We start from the raw sequence: 16,342 nt of genomic DNA on the forward strand, positions 1-16,342 counted from the left end.
CTGCGCGTCGACCGAGCTAAGCGGACGGTTGTGGGTTCCGAGTGAGGAGGCTGAACCGTGGGTATCGCGTGGCGTAACTCGCCGGAAGAACTGGTCGGGCTGTTACGCCGGCACGGCCTGACTCCGGAGCGGGTGGACAACGTCGAGGCGGCGTGGAAAGCGTTCCGCGAGTTTCTTGCCCAGCCGGTCGACGGCCTGGAGCCAGGGTCGGACAGCGACGCCGATGGCTTCATCGTTCAGTGGGGGCGGTACAGCTGGCACGACCGGCTTCCCAGCCTGAGCTTCACCCGACAGTTCGCCGTCGACGTGCGGGAAACCTGGACCGAGACCGACTGGTACCAGCCAGAATACTGGCAGGTGAGCCTGGACCTGGTCTTCCCAGACGCACCCGCGCTCGCCGATCTCGACCGGCTCAACGTGCGAAACACCGGGTTCGACTTCAACCCACCCGGTCCCCAACGTGACCATGCGATCGGTGAAGCGGAGTGGGAGGTGCAGCACTGCCCCACCGTGCAAGCACTGTGGGCGAGCATCCCGTTGCGCAGCGCCGTCACTCTCGGCCGTGCAGACTAATCACCCGAGCGCCGCAGCACATCCGGATACGGATGCCGGCGGGTATCTTCGCCGGCATGTCGCTGCCTGATCTGATTCCGATAGCGCACGAACCGGGGTACCACACCGACCGGGTAGGGCGATACGCCGACGGTCAGTTCTACGCGGGGATACACGGCGCGCATCGCGATGATGGCCATGCGTCGGATCCGGACCGGGAACGGATCCGCTGGTACGCCTACCTGCACCTGTTCGACGTCGACGGCCGCCACCGCCGGTCTGACATCTCGCTGGTGGCCACAGCTCCTTATCTACGAGGTGAGCTTGGCGACCAGGCCGAGGCCCGCTTGGCCGGCCTGCTCGATCAGCTACCTGAACGGCAGTACGGCGACATCGCCATCCAACTGTTTCGCGTGGTCCATGACGGTGTCACGTTCGGCTTGATTGACGAGTCTGACGCTGAGCGAGGCGACTGGGTCGAGTTGCATCCAGACGGCCTCGGGTTCACCGAACCGTGGGACGGGCTCTACAGCACCTGATCGCCGAGCACAGCCAGGTTGAATACGGTGATGATCACGAGCCGTTGGACGTACAGCCTCTCCGATAGCGCTGTCGTTGGCTACCAGTGCTCGCCTGATCGAGCGCGGGCGCCCGAGGCGGGAACGTGCTCGATCGTTGCGTGCAACGACGCAAGGAGCTGCAGCCGGTCCGCGTCGGTGCTGCCCGTCTCGGCGGTGAAGACCAGCATGAACGGGCCGGGACTGCCCGGCAGTGGGTACGTGTCCCAGTCCAGGACGATGTCGCCGACCCCGGGGGCCCGGAAGGTCTTGGTGCCGCTGACCGACTCGCGTACGTCGTGCCGGGCCCACAGCCGCCGGAACTCGGCGCTGCGGATGCTCAGCTCACCGACGATCGCGGTGGCGCGGGGATGGGTGGGGTCGGTGGCGACGGCGGCGCGCATCATGCCGATGTAGTCCAGGGCCTGCCGCTCCCACTCCGCGCAGCTCCGCTCGCCGGTCAGCGTGTCGTCGAACATCATCAGGAGCATGTTGAGCCGGTCGGGCGGGTAGGCGTCCGGGGCGCCGAGCAGCGCCTCCGCCATCGGATTCCAGGCGAGCAGGTCGAGGTGCCGGCCGAGTACAACCGCCGGGGTGTCCATCACCCGCAGCAGCCGCCGGGTGCTGTTCGGCACCCGTTCCGGCTCGCGGTTCACCCGGACGGGCATCGGCCGGCGGGCGGCGTGGGCCAGGGCGAACAGGTGCCGGCGTTCCTCCTCGTCGAGGCTGAGCGCGCCGGCGAGCGCGTCCAGGACGTCGTCGGACGGGCGTACCTCCCGGCCCTGCTCCATCCGCTGGTAGTAGTCGGTGCTCAGCCCGGCCAGCAGGGCCAGCTCCTCGCGCCGCAGCCCGGTGACCTTGCGCCGGCCGCCGGGCTCCAGGCCGACGTCGCGTGGACGCAGCCGGCCGCGCCGGGCGCGCAGGAAATCTCCGAGCTCACGAGCGTACGGACGAGGGCTGCTCATGCCGCAAGTGTGCCGCGGCGCCGACCGCCGAAGGTAGGTCGCTCAGACCTAGGCAACCGAGAACCACCGAGCCGTCCCCGATCGCTCCTAGCGTCGTGGGTCCAGCGCAGCGACACTTCCAGGAGCAGCAGATGACCGGATGGACCGCCGACCGAATCCCCGACCAGCGCGGCCGGGTCGCCGTCGTGACCGGCGCGAACTCAGGCCTCGGCCTGGTCACCGCCACGGAACTGGCCCGCCACGGCGCCCACGTCGTGCTCGCCGTCCGCAACACCGCCGCCGGCAAGGAGGCCGCCCGCCGGATCGGCGGCGACGTCGAGGTCCGCGAGCTGGACCTGGCCTCCCTCGATTCGGTACGCGCGTTCGCTGCGAAGCTGGTCGCCGACCACCCGGCGATAGACCTGCTGGTCAACAACGCCGGGGTGGTGCTACTCGGCCTGCGCCGCACCTCCGCCGACGGCTTCGAGCTGCACCTCGGCACCAACATGCTGGGCCACTTCGCGCTCACCGGCCTACTGCTGGGCAACCTGGCTGGGGCGAGGGAAGCCCGCGTGGTCAGTCTCAGCTCGATCACCCACAGGAACGCGCACCTCGACCTCGATGACCTGATGTTCGAGCGTGACTACCGGGCATCGGCCGCCTACGGCCGGTCCAAGCTCGCCACCACAATCTTCGGCATCGAACTGGACCGCCGCCTGCGCACCGCCGGATCGTCGATCGTCAGCGCGCTCGCCCACCCCGGTCTCACCCGCACCAACCTGACTCCGCGTGCCTGGGAGCACCGTGGCCGATTTGGACAGTTGATCGCGGGGCTCGGCCTGCTGGTCACCCAGCCGGTGGAGCAGGGCGCGCTGCCGCAGTTGCGCGCCGCGACCGAGCCCGGTGTGCGGGGCGGCGAGTTCTTCGGTCCGTCCGGGCTCTGGGAGACACGGGGCCAGGTCACCGAGGCCCGACTCAGCCGGGAGGCCGCCGATCCGGCCGTCGGCAAACGGCTCTGGGCGGCGGCCGAAGAACTGACCGGCGTCAGCTACCTCTGAACCCGACGGTCACCGGCAATCCGAGCGTCTCGAACGGCTACCCGTAGAAGGCACTCGGGTCGCTGGCGAGGGAGGCCTTGACATGGGCACTCCACTCGTCGGCGATCACCTCGATCCGGTCCTGCTCGAGCCCGTCCAGCGCGGTCCGCACGACCACCGCCGGATCCACCTTCGGCCCCTCGTAGTCAAGGGACATGTCGGTATCCGCGGCACCCAGGTGCAGGGCGGTCACCAGCGTCTTGTGGGGTGCGAGCTCCAGGCGTACACCGTTGGTCAGGTTCCACTCGGCCGCCTTCGCCGCACCGTACGCGGTGTGCCCGCCGTAGTTGAACCACGACATCGCGGACAGCACGTTGAGGATCGCGCCACCGCCGAGCCGAGGCGCGAACGCCCGGATCATGCCGAGCGTGCCCCAGAAGTGGGTGTCGATCTCGCGCCGAACAGCGTCGAGGTCGCCGGTGACGAGATTGGTGACGGTGTCCACGCCGGCGTTGTTGACCAGCAGCGTGACGTCCGGCGCGGCATCGGCGGCGGCAGCGATCGAGGCTGGATCGGTGATGTCCAGGCGCAGCACGTGTGCACCCGGAATGTCGACGAGCTCGGGGCGGCGAGCGGTGGCGTACACCTTGGCGCCCCGCTCCAAGAGCTGGCTTGCGAAATGCCGGCCGAGGCCGCGGTTGGCCCCGGTGACCAGGGCGACTGCTCCAGAAATCTGCATGCGACGTACGCTAAAACCTGACGTTGATGTCAGAGGCTACGGATTGTGGCGGGAGTCACCATGCGCATCGGCGACCTGGCTGCCAGCACGGGCGTGAGCGTGCGCGCCCTGCGCTACTACGAGCAGCAGGGGCTGCTCGCCTCCGACCGCAGCCCCCGTGGACAACGCCGCTACCCGGACGAGGCGGCAGATCGGGTGCGGCTGATCCAGCAGTTGTACGCGGCCGGCTTATCCAGCCGCACCATCGCTGACCTGCTGCCATGCGTGACCTCTCAGGTCAGCACGCCGGAGTCGCGGGCCCGGTTGGCCGCCGAGCGGGACCGGATCGACGCCCAGATCGCCCAACTGAAGGCGGCCCGCGACCGGCTGGACGCAGTCATCACGTACTCCACCAGCCCGCAGAGCGGCTGCCGCGTCGAGGCCGATCCGCCCACGGCCTGAGCCGTCAGGCCAAGCTGAGACCCCGGCCACCGAAGCTCGAACTCCGGAGCGTCACTGTGTCCGTCGCACACTCTTTGACCTGCAGGTGACTACGGGGTCAGTACGACCCTGCCGAAAACCTCGCCGGCGTCCATCTTCCGGTGCGCCACTACGGCGTGCTCCAGCGGCAGCACTTCGTGCACCACCGTCTGGAGGTCGCCGCGATCCGCGGCGGCGAACTGCTCCATCCGGACGGCATTTCGAATGGGCTCCGCGATCGTTGCAGCGCTGAAGGTGGCGAAGGACATCGACTTCTGGAATGCGGCCATCAACCTCGTGCCGAAGTCTGCCGGCGGCTGGCCCCCGACTGCGCCCACGACCACGAGTCGACCGTTGGGGTTGAGCCTGTCGAAGAACGAAGGCATCTCTTGACCTGCTACAACGTCGATGATGACGTCGTAGCTCGCGGGATCGTCCGGCCCTCCCACTCCGGAGCGGTCCAGTAGGTGGGTCGCACCGAGGTCGCGCAGCCGACGGCCACGTTCAGGAGAGGAGGTGGTGACGGCCACGGCGCTGGCACCACCGCGGTTCGCGAGTTGGACCGCCATGATCCCGATGCTGCCGGCCGCGCCGCGCACCAGCACGGTCTCGCCCGGAGAGAAGTGGGCTTGGGAGAGACCGAAATGGGCCACGACCCCGGAGCTCCCGAGCGTTACGGCGTCGACAGCGGAAAGGCCCGCCGGGAGGGGTACGACCTCCGCGATAGGCGCAATTGCCTGCTCGGCGTAGCCGCCGCCCGTACCGGCGAACGCCCACACACGCCGCCCGACCCATACGGGGTCGACGCCGTCGCCCACCGCGGTCACCGTTCCCGCGACCTCGCCGCCTGGGATATGCCCCTCCCGGAAGCCGTAGGCGGCGAGAGCACCGGTTCGGATCATGACGTCAACGCCTCCGACGCCGATCGCCTCGATGGCGACCAACACCTGTCCCCGAGTCGGAGTCGGGCCAGGTATGTCGACGACGGCAAGCCCCTCGGGAGCCCCGAACCTCTCAATCGCGACTGCCTTCACAGGTGTTCCTCCGTGAGCTGGACCAAAAGCCGCCGTGAGGCGACCCTGCTTGATTGGGACGCTAACGGACGCCGGCGTCCGTTTAGCTAATATGAGAGAGTGGTTAACCGTCTGCCTCAGAAGCTGCGTTCGGACGCCCTCGACAATCGTGAGCGCATCCTCGACACGGCTCGGGCGGTATTCGCCGCCGAAGGCCTGGACGTACCGATGCGCGCGATAGCCCGGCGCGCGGAGGTCGGCCCCGCCACCCTGTACCGCCACTTCCCCACCAAGCAGGCACTGGCCGCTGAGGCCTTCACCGAACAGATGTACGCGTGCCGCGCCATCGTCGAGGAAGGGCTCGCCGACCCCGATCCGTGGCAGGGCTTCTGCCGCGTGATCGAACAGCTCTGTGAGCTGCATGCACGGAACCGGGGCTTCATCACGGCGTTCACCTCGACCTTCCCCCGCGCCCTGGATCTCGCCGCAGGACGCGAACGCGCGCTCAGCTCGCTCGCCGAGCTCGCGCGCCGCGCCAAGGACACCGGCGCGCTGCGGCCCGACTTCGTCCTGGACGATCTCATCCTCATACTGATGGCGAACGGCGGCCTGCACAGCACATCGACAAACGCTCGGGTTGCTGCCTCCCACCGCTTCGCCACACTCGCGATCCAGGCGTTTCGTGCTTGATTGGCCTCACTGCGGTGCCCCGTGGTCCCGGCGAATTCAGCCCACGCCCACGAAAGCCGTGTCGAGGTCGGGATTTGCTTTCCGCATCGGGCCGTCAGCGCCGTCATCGGCGGATCCCGACACCTGAGTCGATACAACCTGCCATTCCGGCGGCACCACCCTCCACGACGTTGCCGGTGCCCTGACATGCCTCCGGAAAGGGTCAGATTGTGGCCCCTTCCCCGACCATGGCCGGTGCAGCCGCGGTCGCCTTCGGTGCCCGACGTCCGGGCATCCACCAGTTGGCCTTGCCGCACAGTTCCATCACCGCGGGGACGAGGACCATCCGGATGATGGTGGCGTCGATGAGCACGGCGACGGCCATGCCCAGACCTCCCTGCTTGACGGCGACGTCGGGGCCCAGCAGGGAGGTCGTGAAGACGGCGATCATGATGGCGGCCGCAGCCGTGATGACCTTGGCGGTCCGCGCCAGCCCGCGAGTGACGGCGATCCGGGTGTCGCCGGTACGCTCGTACTCCTCACGGACGCGCGAGATCAGGAAGACCTCGTAGTCCATCGACAGGCCGAACAGGACCGGGAACATCATCACCGGCACCCAGGTCGTAACCGGCATCTCGGTGGGGAAACCGAGGGCCGGGCCGAACCATCCCCATTGCACGATCGCGACGATCACGCCGTAGGCGGCGCCGATCGACAGCAGGTTCATCACGGCGGCCTGCAGTGCGATCGTGACCGACCGGACCAGGATGATCAGCAGCAGCAGGGACAGCACGATGACGACCGCGATCATCAGGGGCAGGCGTGAGCTGGTGTCCTCGGCGAGGTCGATCGTGCCGGCGTTCGGGCCGCCGACGTAGATCCCCGCGCCGCCGGCGGCCGTGGGCAGCACGTCGTCGCGGAGCTCGTGCACCAGGGCCGCGGTCGCCTCGTCCTGGTATCCGGTCTGGGGAAAGGCCATGAAGGTGGCGGCCTGTCCGTCGTTGCTGACCCGAGCCTGGGTGACGTAGGCGATGCCCTCGGTCTTGCTGACCGCCTCGATGACGGGCCGTAGATCGGCGTCCCTGGAGTCGATCGGGGTGGCGAAGATCAGGGGTGCGCCGTAGCCAGGACCAAAACCCTCCGAGATGATCTTGTGCGAGGTGTAGCTGCTCCTGTCACGGGGCTGGACACTTGCGTCGGGCAGGCTCAGCCGCATCGACAGCGTGGGGGCGGCCAGCACCAGCAGGGCCGCGCCGGCCAGGACTGCGGCGACGAGCGGCTTGCGCTGCACCACGCCGGCCCAGCGTTCGGCGAGGGTACGACGCTCGCGCGACGGGACGCCGTCGGGCTCGTGGCGGCGGGACCTGCGACGGGGCAGGCGCAGCGAGTTGATCTTGTGGCCGGTGAAGCCCAGGAACGCCGGCAGCAGGGTCACCGCGGCGATCATCGTCACCAGCACGATCACCGACGTGGCGACGGCCACGCCGGTCATCAACCTCTGTCCCATGACGACCAGGCCCAGCAACGCGATCACGACGGTCGTGCCGGCGAACAGCACCGCCTTACCTGCGGTGGTGATGGCCTTGACCGTGGCCCTCTCAGGAGCGTCCCCGTCCTGCAGGCTGTCCTTGTACCGGGTCACGATGAACAGTGCGTAGTCGATGCCGACACCGAGCCCTACCATCGCGGCGAGGATCACGGTGAAATCCGGCGAGGGGACCACGTGCCCCACCAGCTTCATCAGGGCGATGCCGCCGAGGATCGCCACCAGCGCGGTCACGATCGGCAGGCCCATCGCCACCAGCGACCCGAAGGCGATGAACAAGATCACCGCTGCCGCCAGGACGCCCACGCTCTCGCCCGGACCCTGCGGAGGTGTCTCAGCCTTTTCCGCCTTCTCCCCGCCCAGCCCCAGTGTCACGCCGCCGCCGGAGGCTTCCTTGACCGTGTCCACCAGAGGCTTGACCTCGGTCTTCGCCACATCCTTGTCGGTCAGCGGGATGGTCGTACGGGCGATACGACGATCTTGTGTCACCAGATTCTGGTCGTCGTACGGCGAGGTCACCGGCCCGGTAATGGGTGAGGCGTCCAGGGCGGCGATGATCTTCTCGATCTTCTCCCGGGCGGCGGGGTCGTCGATCCCCTTCTCCGCCTTGATCGCGAGAGTCAGCGTGTCCCCTTGCTGCTCGGGGAAGTGTTTCTCGATCAGCTTTTGCGCCTTGGCGGAGTCGGAGCTTCCGCCGGAGAAGTCGTTGTCGGGGGCGGCTCCGTAGCCGAAGCCGACGATCGCCACGGCGATTACGCCGACGATCCAGGTCAGGAGGACCAGGCGGCGGCGCCGGTAACAGAACCGGGCTAGTCTCGCCAGAGTTCCGTCCGTACGAGGCGTTTCGGTAGTCATCATCTTCCTCAGGTCGCCGTTAACCATCTATTTATTCCGGCATCGAAAATGCGCGTCAGCCGATGACGGCTGGGCTGTACCGGTGGACCAGGGCAAGGAGGTCCGACTTGAGACCGTCCGCGAACCCGCCGGGCCGACGAGCGGCGCGGGCTGGATCAGTGGCCATGACCTGCGCTTTCGCCGCGCGAGCCGCCGAATGGCGTCGTGACGCCGTCGTAGCGGAGCCGCAGCATCATGCCCTGATGCGCGTGGGGCAGGTTGTGGCAATGGTTCATCCAGATTCCGGGATTCGTGGCGCGGAATACGACCTCCCACGTCTCGCCCGGCCGGACGTCGAATGTGTCCACCCACAGCGGGCTGCCCGTCGACGGCGTCCCGTCCCTGCTCAGGATCAGCACGGAATGGCCGTGCAGGTGCCAGGGGTGCGTTTCCAGGCTTCGGTTGACGACGCTGAACCGAACGATGTCGCCTTCGGTCACGAGCTGGTCGGGGATGGAGGGGTGGCCTCGGCCGTTGACGGTGTGCGCGTACGCCGGTCGGCCGTCGACCATGGCCACTCCGCGGTCGAGGACCATGGTGAAGTGCCGGTCGGCCTTGCGGGTGCCGAACGGCACGGCGGCCGGAACTCCGTACCGCAGCAGGTCAAGCTCCGGCAAGCTGGACGTGCCCTCGATGCGCCCTTCATCGGGGGCGTCGGCATGCGGGCGCAGGCGCAGTCCGCCGTCACGATCATCGTCGACGACGAGCGCCACGGGCGCGTCCGGCATCAGGAACACCAGGTCGAATCGCCCGCCTGCGGGCAGGTGCAGTCCGACGTCGCTGACCTCGCCAGGCTGGTTGATGTCTCGGCCGTCGACGGCCACCATCCGGAACGGGGTTCCGGCGAGGACGATCCGGTGCGGATCCGAGTCGGTGTTGATCAACCGCAGCCGCACGGGTGCACCGGGTGGTGCGGGGTGTTGGGTCTGGCCGTCCCTGCCCGCGACCACGACGGTGCCGTCGAAGGTGTGCACGGGCAGGGTCAGGTCCACCTGCTCCGCCGCGGAGTGGCCGTCGGCTCGCTGTCCGTCACGCGGTTTCACGACGAGGGTTCCGTACAGCCCCTTTTGCACGCCGACGTGGGACGCGTAATGGGTGTGGTACCAGTAGGTTCCCACCTGGTCGGCGCGGAACCGGTAGACGAAGTCCTCACCGGGTCCCACGGCCATCTGGGTCACACCCGGCGCACCGTCCTCGCCGCACGGTACGTCGTAACCGTGCCAGTGCAGGGTCACGCCACCCTCGACGTCGGCGTTGCGCAGCCGCACCTCGATCAGGTCACCCTCGGCCGCGGTGATCGCCGGGCCCGGGACCTCGCCGTTGTAGGTCCACGCGTCGATCTCTCGTCCGGACGGAAGCCGTACGGTGGCCTTCCTCGCGGTGAGCACGTGCCGCCGCACCATGCCACCCGGCGCCGGTGAGCCGGAACCCCGTAGGTCGGCTATCGACACGGCCGCTCGGGACGAGCGCCCGGAGCCGCCTCCCGTGGTCACCGATTCGGCAGGCAGGAACGACAGCCCGGTGCCGGCACCGGCCGCGGTCACCACGACCGCGCCACCGGTCCAGCCGAGGAACCGGCGGCGCGAGATCGCGCGTCGACCCTCCGGTGCCTGAACGACGCCCGCATCAGCGGTGTTCTCGGCAAGAGGCGCGACCACACGCGCGGTCAACAACGCGCCGGCGCACACGAGCGAGATCGTGATCAAGGCCGTGCTCAAGGTGAGCGGGTACCCGACCAGGAAGGTCACCACCAGACCGGCCAGCGCCGCGTAAGCCGCGGTGAGCACCGAGACCACGCCGCGTGCCGACCCTCCAACGCCTCGCCCCCGCCTCGCCGCGAGCAACTGCGGGCCGGCGAGCAGCACGGCGACGGACCCGGCGGCTGCCAGCATCGGCAGCCCCAGTAGCACCTTCTCCTGTACGAACCACCAGCCCCGGCCCGCCAGTATCGCCACGGTGACCACCCGGACCAGCGTCACGAGCACCGCCGCGACGAGGACGGCGAGCGCCAGCCGGGTGCGCCGGAGCACCAGGGTGACGCCGGCCGCGAACCACAAGGCGATGCTCAGCAGCGCGACGACGTGGTCCAGGATGATCCACAGCCCGGTGGTCATGGCGCCTCTCGCGCCGGTGCGGCTGGCCCGGCCAGCTGCCTGGCCTGGCGGATGATCCTCCCGGTCACCGCCACGATGGCGAGACCGTTCACCGCGTGCAGACCGAAGACGAGCCCTCCGGCGGTCGAGCTGCCGCCGGTGCCGTCGAGCGCGGTGGCGATCGCCTTGATCACGAACTGGACAACCGCGAGCCCCGCGACAAGGCCGCTCATCCCGATGAGCCGTCCGGGCATCCGGGCTATCGCGGCGACAACCGTCACCAGAACCGCGATCAGGACGACTCCGCCGCCCAGCATGCGGTGCCCCCGGAAGGACTCGTCGTGGGGTGCCGTGTCGAACGCGCCGCTGGCAGCCAGGAAGAACTGCGCGACGACGGCCAGCATCAGCAGGGCCGCCAGGCCGGCGAAGAATCTACGCATGGCGCGCTCCTCGATGTGAGCGGAGGTAATCGTTCATGGCGATGATCGTCGCGGCGGTGCGGCTGCCGCCGCCTCTGACAGCGGACGGCTTCGGCTACGCAATTGGGCGTAGCCGGGTCCTGTCTCGCTACGCCTGCCGGCGTAGCAGGTCGCGCGCCTGCGCGGAGTGCCGCCTGTGCGGGAGAAACTAGGATCACGGCATGAGACAGCGGGCCGTATCGTTTCCCTTGCGCGTGATCGCGCAGGACGTGGTGCTCGCGCTCTTCATCACCGTGATGCAGGTGCAGGGCACTGTCGCCCGCGTGGCCATCGAAGGGGCCCAGCGTCCGCTCAGCGCCTTCGGAAACCTCGGATTCGCGCTGCTGGCGGTAACTGGCCTGGTCCTGACCGTCCGCCGCCGGTGGCCGGTTCCGGTGTTCGTCACCGTCGCACTCGCCAGCTTGGTGTACTACAGCCTCGACTTTCCGGACGGGCCCGGCTGGCTTGGACTCTTCGTCGCCCTCTACACCCTCGCCGCGTACGGTGACGGGCGCCGGTCGCTGGTGGTAGCCAGCGCGGGTACCACGGTGCTCGCCGTCGCATGGCTGGTCGCCGCGGCCGACATCGAGCCCCGCGCCGCCATCGGCTGGGTGTTCTTCCGGATCGGCGCGTCGGTCATGAGCGCAGCCCTCGGCGAGTCCGTCCGGTCCCGGCGGGTCATCGCGGCCGAAGCGCAGGAACGCGCCGAGCTGGCTGAACGGACACGCGAGGAGGAAGCGCGAGCGCGGGTCGACGCCGAACGGCTCCGGATCGCACGCGAGGTTCACGACACGGTTGCTCACGCCATAGCAATCATCAACGTCCAATCCGGTGTCACCGCGCACGTACTAGACAAGAGGCCGGAAGTGGCACGCGAGGCGCTGCAAGCCATCGAGCAGACCAGTTCCCGTGCGCTGCGAGAGATGCGGGCCATCCTCGGCGTACTCCGTGACGACAACGACGAGCGCGCGCCCTACCCGGGGCTCGGGCAGATCGACGAACTCACCGCCAAGGCGCGCGATGCCGGACTCGACATCAACCTCGAGCAGACCTCGCCCGCGACGCCGTTGCCCAGCGCGGTGGGAAGTGTCGCCTACCGAATCCTGCAGGAATCGATCACCAACGTGATCCGCCACGTCGGCCCGACCCGGGTGACGGTAGCGCTGAACCCAGGAATCGACGCCTTGGAGATCCGGGTGACCGATGAGGGCCGCCGTGCCGCCCCAGGCGATGACCCCGCCGGCCCGCACCTACCGGTCCAGCATCCGCCCGGCACCGGCAGCTCGGCCAGGACCGGCCGCGGGATCCTCGGAATGCGGGAGCGCTGCCAACTGCTGGGCGGAGAACTCGACGCCAAACCGACTCCAGGCGGAGGGTTCGAAGTCACGGCCCGGCTGCCCCTCGCGCCGACCGGGTCGCGCCTGTGAACGCGTCGGCCGCGTCCCCGTCCACCAATGCCCCGATCAGGGTGCTGCTCGCCGACGATGAGGGTCTCGTGCGATCCGGGTTCAAGGTTCTGCTCGACGTCGAAGACGACGTCACGGTGGTGGGAGAAGCCACCAACGGCGCCGAAGCCGTCGAGCGGGCCCGCGCCACCCGCCCCGACGTCGTCCTCATGGACATCCGCATGCCGAGGCTGGACGGGATTCAAGCCACCGCCCAGATCACCGAGACGCACGGGTTGGAGCAGGTCCGAGTCCTCATCCTCACCACCTACGACACCGACGAGTACGTCTTCGATGCGTTAGAAGCCGGCGCCAGCGGCTTCCTGCTCAAAGACGCCGGACCGGCCGAACTCCTGCATGCCATCCGGGTGGTCGCCGCCGGAGACGCGCTGCTCGCGCCGCGGATCACCCGACGCCTCATCGGCCAGTTCACCGCGCAACGAACAGCTACCCGGACCGCGGAGGACCGGCTCGCCGTGCTGACCCAGCGCGAACGCGAAGTGCTGGCCCTGGTGGGACAGGGGCTGAGCAACAACGAGATCGGTACCGAGTTGTTTCTCAGCCCGGCCACCGCGCGCACCCATGTCAGCCACGCGATGGCGAAACTCGGTGCACGTGACCGCGCGCAACTGGTCGTCATCGCCTACCAAACAGGACTGGTCAGCCCCGGCAAGGCATGAAAGCGCGCTACGGGCGGAGCCGTGCACCGCGTCCGCGTCCGAATTCAATCGTTCCCGGTAACCGCTCTTCAACAGATCCGGGCGCCTGCGGCGCGCCAACTACCGTCACGGTGTCTGACGTGTGGATTGCAACAGATGCGCGCAACCGATCATGGTGGAGAGCCGTGGCTACACTGCACCACCATGCGCTCCGCCGAGATTCTCGACCAGCTCGACACCGCGGCCGGAGACTTCAGGTTTCCGGACCTGGGCCACGGCTACTACTACGCGGTCGATGCCCGGCTTCACGCCTACCGCGATGCGCAGCGATGGGCGCTCATCATTGAGGCGTTGGGATACTCGCCCAGGGCTGGCAACCTCATCGACGTCCTTCACGTCTTCGGCAACTGTCTGACCGAGGGCGAACCGGGCTACGGCACCGAAGACTTCCTCAGCCGGGTCGACAACTGGGACGAGATCGAGGACGTAGACGAGCCCGAAATCTACAGCGGAACGTCGATTGTGGTGCGAGGGCGGCGGATCGCGGTAGCCGCCGAGAGGGGCGAGGAACTGGTTGACGTGCTTCGCCGGCTCGTCCCGGACCACCGGGAACTGCTCCTGGCCGACGAAGTCGAGCTGCGACGGCGGATCCCGGCCGACATCCCAGAGATCATGCGACTGGATCGGTGGCATCACCCAGACCTTCTCCAGGACACACTTCCCAGTCAGTCAATGACCTTCTGCCAGCTCGCCGACGTGCTGACGACAGGCGACGTGCGACGGTACGCACCAGACATGCCACCCAACACGCACTGGTCCAACTGGCCAGAGTCCGGGAACCTGTAGCCGGGCCGATCGCGGCAAAAGAGTGCGCCGCCAGCGATTCGTCATGCCGTGCGGTTGTGGGCTTCGGCCAGATTCTTGATGTGGGCCGCACGCCGCTTCAGCAGCTGTCGCAGATACGGCGCGATCAGCACCCGGGTCACCGCTGCTCCCAACGGTCCCATGGGTGCGCTGATACTCAGGCGGTCAGTCATCTTCGTTCCGCCGCAATCGAGGTCCTGGAAGTGGTGCTCGTGACGGAGGGCGCTGAAAGGACCCTGTGTCTGCTCGTCGACAAAGCGGTATGGGCGTTCATAGACGGTGATACGGCTGGTCATGCACCAGCGCAGACCGAGATGACGAGCGCGGAAGGTGACCTCGTCCCCGAGGGTAAGGTGGCGCCGGCCCGTGCTGGTTGTGGCCGTTTCCTGGCTGCCCTCTAGGGATGCGGCGTGAACGTCTACGTCAAGTTCCAGGTCGAACACCACGTGCGGGGCAGCGCCGATGACGGACTCGATCTCAATCAGCGTCGGCACGTCGGCAGCCTAGATCACCACGACAAAGCCAGCAGAGGGTGCTTGCTCCCCTGACTGGTCGAAGCGCCCGGTCGGCGGCAGAAGAGGATGCCTTGCCGCCGTCAGCGAACGCATATGACACCGGAATCGAGGCGATAGGGTGGCGCGGTGTTCTCCGTCGGCAGGCGTGACTCGATCCGGGAACAGTTGCTCGCCTTAGCCGAAGATGATCCCGCCGTCGTCGGGGCCGCCATCACCGGATCCCACGCCGTCGACGACGGCGACCGATGGTCGGACATCGACTTGGCGTTCGGTATCGAAGGTTCGCTGGATTCAGCGATGCATCGCTGGACTGAACTGCTCTACCGTGACTTCGCCGCCGTTCATCACTGGGACTTGCCGTCCGGCTCGGCGGTCTATCGGGTGTTCCTGCTTCCCGAAATGCTCGAAGTGGACATCGGGTTCACCTCGGCTGCGGAGTTCGGACCGCACGGTCCGAACTGGCGTACCGTCTTCGGGCATCCCGCACCGGCGAAGGAGGATCCGTTCCCCTCTCAGCGGACTCTGGCCGGGTTGGGATGGCACCATGCCCTGCACGCGTGGATATGCATCCAACGACACCGCTGGTGGCAGGCCGAGCAGTGGATCAGCGCCCTACGCGGCCAGGTTCTCGCCTTGGCCTGCTTGCGCCTCGGCCATCCCACCAGCTACGCGAAAGGCGCCCACCTGCTTCCCTCAGAAGTGACCGCGCCGCTGAACACCACCCTGGTCCGTGCGCTCGACGAGGCCGAGCTCACCCGCGCTCTCTCCGCAGCCACGGCTGCTCTGATCGCGGAACTCATGCTCGCCGATGCAGCTCTTGCAGCCCGACTCGCCTCCATCCTCAGCGACCTGCGCGTCGATAGCCGCCCACCAGGCTCAAGCATTCCGCTCTGCTAGCGGCTTTCGCTCATCGGCTACTTGTTTCATTGACCTACGACCGCGGCCCGGCCAGGCTTCGGATGTGGCGCCCGGGCTGTCGCTCACTCATCGGCCGCGCACGCGCTCGATGCGGCATGTGAGTGCGTCATGGTCGGATGATGCGGGGTGCGCCGAGGTCTTGATTATCGATGTGGACGTCGGCACGCTCATGCGGTCTGCAGGCTTTGAAGTAGATACGTTGCGCGTCCACGTAGCGGCGGATGCTCGGGTGTGCGGGATCGGGATGTGTTCCGTCGCGCATCGCCATGCGCTTTGCTGTCTCGGCAAAAGGCACGTCCAAGAATATCGACAGGTCCCAGGCCGTGACCAGCTCGTCGCGGAGCAGAAAGAGTCCGTCGACGATGAGTACGGCCCCTGGCGCGGCAACAAGCGGTTCAGGGTAGAGAGGGGCATCGGTGGCGAGGTCGTGTGCGACGGGCCGGTAGAGCCGTGTGCCGCCCGGGCGGAAGGGTTCGAGGACGTCGCTGCGGAACCTCCGATAGTTGAAGGCGTTAAGCCAGAAGCCCTCCGGTGACTCCCGTCCTCGTTGGTATCGGACCGCTCGCGGATTGTGGAAGTCGTCGAGGGAGATCCGAACGACAGGGCGGCCGGACGCGCGGACATCGGCGGCAAGCGCATCGGCGAACATCGTCTTACCGGATGCATCCGGACCATCGACCGCCACGCGAGCACCAGCACCGGTTTGTGATGCGAGAATCAAGCCCGCAACCTGCCGGATGACGTCGCATCGCTTGGCTGGACTGGTCACCCGGCAACAATCCCATGCTGACCTTCGGCCGGCCCGCAACCGCTCATCGACACGAGTGGACGCCGCCCTACCGCCTCCGCGGGGGCGCCAATGCTGACGCCTTCGGACCCGCCGAAAGGTCGCGACGATGGATGCGCTCACGGTGGACGGCACCAACAGCAGCCTGGACGGGCCGGAGCCGTTGCCTTGATTCCGGTTACGCAGCCCCGCG

Annotated in this window: 17 protein-coding genes; 9 read left to right on the forward strand and 8 right to left on the reverse strand. The window is 67.9% G+C overall.

The window, feature by feature from the left end; genetic code table 11:
- Positions 1-57 precede the first annotated feature (57 nt).
- Entirely contained in the window at positions 58-573 is a 516-nt protein-coding gene (locus ACQEUX_RS16090; protein ID WP_433047863.1) for a hypothetical protein, read from the forward strand.
- 56 nt (positions 574-629) lie between these two features.
- Positions 630-1,091: a hypothetical protein gene (locus ACQEUX_RS16095; protein ID WP_433047866.1), complete on the forward strand. Its 462-nt coding sequence runs from the start codon at positions 630-632 to the stop codon at positions 1,089-1,091.
- An 80-nt stretch (positions 1,092-1,171) separates the two neighbouring features.
- On the opposite strand, the gene ACQEUX_RS16100 is transcribed toward ACQEUX_RS16095, so the two are convergent.
- On the reverse strand, positions 1,172-2,074 hold the full coding sequence (locus ACQEUX_RS16100) for a helix-turn-helix transcriptional regulator (protein ID WP_433047869.1): 903 nt from the start codon (positions 2,072-2,074) through the stop codon (positions 1,172-1,174).
- 131 nt (positions 2,075-2,205) lie between these two features.
- On the opposite strand from ACQEUX_RS16100, the gene ACQEUX_RS16105 reads away from it, so the two are divergent.
- Positions 2,206-3,111, forward strand: a complete 906-nt coding sequence (locus ACQEUX_RS16105) for an oxidoreductase (protein WP_433047872.1) — start codon at positions 2,206-2,208, stop codon at positions 3,109-3,111.
- Positions 3,112-3,148: 37 nt separating this feature from the next.
- Here the strand turns inward: ACQEUX_RS16105 and ACQEUX_RS16110 are convergent, their stop codons facing one another.
- Positions 3,149-3,829 carry an SDR family oxidoreductase gene (locus ACQEUX_RS16110; protein ID WP_433047875.1) on the reverse strand — a complete coding sequence of 227 codons (681 nt, stop codon included), beginning with the start codon at positions 3,827-3,829 and terminating at the stop codon, positions 3,149-3,151.
- A 60-nt stretch (positions 3,830-3,889) separates the two neighbouring features.
- Between ACQEUX_RS16110 and ACQEUX_RS16115 the strand changes: the two genes are divergently transcribed.
- On the forward strand, positions 3,890-4,270 hold the full coding sequence (locus ACQEUX_RS16115) for a MerR family transcriptional regulator (protein ID WP_433047878.1): 381 nt from the start codon (positions 3,890-3,892) through the stop codon (positions 4,268-4,270).
- A gap of 89 nt (positions 4,271-4,359) precedes the next feature.
- Here ACQEUX_RS16115 and ACQEUX_RS16120 read toward each other — a convergent pair whose 3' ends face one another.
- Positions 4,360-5,322: a zinc-dependent alcohol dehydrogenase family protein gene (locus ACQEUX_RS16120; RefSeq protein ID WP_433047881.1), complete on the reverse strand. Its 963-nt coding sequence runs from the start codon at positions 5,320-5,322 to the stop codon at positions 4,360-4,362.
- Between the two features lie 99 nt (positions 5,323-5,421).
- On the opposite strand from ACQEUX_RS16120, the gene ACQEUX_RS16125 reads away from it, so the two are divergent.
- A complete protein-coding gene (locus ACQEUX_RS16125) occupies positions 5,422-5,991 on the forward strand; it encodes a TetR/AcrR family transcriptional regulator (RefSeq protein ID WP_433047884.1) in 570 nt (189 codons plus the stop codon).
- Positions 5,992-6,193: 202 nt separating this feature from the next.
- Here the strand turns inward: ACQEUX_RS16125 and ACQEUX_RS16130 are convergent, their stop codons facing one another.
- The 3 genes from ACQEUX_RS16130 to ACQEUX_RS16140 form a co-directional block, all read right to left on the reverse strand.
- Complete coding sequence (locus ACQEUX_RS16130) at positions 6,194-8,263, reverse strand: MMPL family transporter (RefSeq protein WP_433047887.1); 2,070 nt, start codon at positions 8,261-8,263, stop codon at positions 6,194-6,196.
- A 263-nt stretch (positions 8,264-8,526) separates the two neighbouring features.
- Positions 8,527-10,524, reverse strand: a complete 1,998-nt coding sequence (locus ACQEUX_RS16135) for a multicopper oxidase family protein (protein WP_433047890.1) — start codon at positions 10,522-10,524, stop codon at positions 8,527-8,529.
- Positions 10,521-10,943 carry a DUF6220 domain-containing protein gene (locus tag ACQEUX_RS16140; protein ID WP_433047893.1) on the reverse strand — a complete coding sequence of 141 codons (423 nt, stop codon included), beginning with the start codon at positions 10,941-10,943 and terminating at the stop codon, positions 10,521-10,523. The genes ACQEUX_RS16135 and ACQEUX_RS16140 overlap by 4 nt, the downstream gene beginning before the upstream one ends.
- A gap of 200 nt (positions 10,944-11,143) precedes the next feature.
- Here ACQEUX_RS16140 and ACQEUX_RS16145 point away from each other — a divergent pair, with 200 nt between their 5' ends.
- The 3 genes from ACQEUX_RS16145 (at position 11,144) to ACQEUX_RS16155 (ending at position 13,911) form a co-directional block, all read left to right on the forward strand.
- Positions 11,144-12,388 (forward strand): sensor histidine kinase, encoded by a 1,245-nt coding sequence (locus tag ACQEUX_RS16145; RefSeq protein ID WP_433047896.1) that lies wholly within the window; start codon positions 11,144-11,146, stop codon positions 12,386-12,388.
- Positions 12,389-12,423: 35 nt separating this feature from the next.
- Positions 12,424-13,086 (forward strand): response regulator, encoded by a 663-nt coding sequence (locus ACQEUX_RS16150; protein ID WP_433049874.1) that lies wholly within the window; start codon positions 12,424-12,426, stop codon positions 13,084-13,086.
- 183 nt (positions 13,087-13,269) lie between these two features.
- Positions 13,270-13,911 (forward strand): DUF7003 family protein, encoded by a 642-nt coding sequence (locus ACQEUX_RS16155; protein WP_433047899.1) that lies wholly within the window; start codon positions 13,270-13,272, stop codon positions 13,909-13,911.
- A gap of 41 nt (positions 13,912-13,952) precedes the next feature.
- On the opposite strand, the gene ACQEUX_RS16160 is transcribed toward ACQEUX_RS16155, so the two are convergent.
- Complete coding sequence (locus ACQEUX_RS16160; RefSeq protein WP_433047902.1) at positions 13,953-14,423, reverse strand: SRPBCC family protein; 471 nt, start codon at positions 14,421-14,423, stop codon at positions 13,953-13,955.
- A gap of 147 nt (positions 14,424-14,570) precedes the next feature.
- On the opposite strand from ACQEUX_RS16160, the gene ACQEUX_RS16165 reads away from it, so the two are divergent.
- Positions 14,571-15,341, forward strand: a complete 771-nt coding sequence (locus ACQEUX_RS16165) for a hypothetical protein (RefSeq protein WP_433047905.1) — start codon at positions 14,571-14,573, stop codon at positions 15,339-15,341.
- A gap of 127 nt (positions 15,342-15,468) precedes the next feature.
- Here the strand turns inward: ACQEUX_RS16165 and ACQEUX_RS16170 are convergent, their stop codons facing one another.
- The gene (locus tag ACQEUX_RS16170; RefSeq protein ID WP_433047908.1) at positions 15,469-16,131 is read right to left on the reverse strand and encodes a uridine kinase; all 663 of its coding nucleotides are present in this window, start codon (positions 16,129-16,131) and stop codon (positions 15,469-15,471) included.
- Positions 16,132-16,342: the final 211 nt, after the last annotated feature.

This window comes from Micromonospora sp. CA-259024 (assembly GCF_050936255.1).
GTDB lineage: Bacteria > Actinomycetota > Actinomycetes > Mycobacteriales > Micromonosporaceae > Micromonospora.

Excerpts from the sequence above, each read along its gene's own strand:
- ACQEUX_RS16095 (WP_433047866.1), top strand. The coding sequence starts at position 630 with ATGTCGCTGCCTGATCTGATTCCGATAGCGCACGAACCGGGGTACCAC.
- ACQEUX_RS16100 (WP_433047869.1), bottom strand. The coding sequence starts at position 2,074 with ATGAGCAGCCCTCGTCCGTACGCTCGTGAGCTCGGAGATTTCCTGCGC.
- ACQEUX_RS16105 (WP_433047872.1), top strand. The coding sequence starts at position 2,206 with ATGACCGGATGGACCGCCGACCGAATCCCCGACCAGCGCGGCCGGGTC.
- ACQEUX_RS16110 (WP_433047875.1), bottom strand. The coding sequence starts at position 3,829 with ATGCAGATTTCTGGAGCAGTCGCCCTGGTCACCGGGGCCAACCGCGGC.
- ACQEUX_RS16115 (WP_433047878.1), top strand. The coding sequence starts at position 3,890 with ATGCGCATCGGCGACCTGGCTGCCAGCACGGGCGTGAGCGTGCGCGCC.
- ACQEUX_RS16135 (WP_433047890.1), bottom strand. The coding sequence starts at position 10,524 with ATGACCACCGGGCTGTGGATCATCCTGGACCACGTCGTCGCGCTGCTG.
- ACQEUX_RS16140 (WP_433047893.1), bottom strand. The coding sequence starts at position 10,943 with ATGCGTAGATTCTTCGCCGGCCTGGCGGCCCTGCTGATGCTGGCCGTC.
- ACQEUX_RS16145 (WP_433047896.1), top strand. The coding sequence starts at position 11,144 with ATGAGACAGCGGGCCGTATCGTTTCCCTTGCGCGTGATCGCGCAGGAC.
- ACQEUX_RS16155 (WP_433047899.1), top strand. The coding sequence starts at position 13,270 with ATGCGCTCCGCCGAGATTCTCGACCAGCTCGACACCGCGGCCGGAGAC.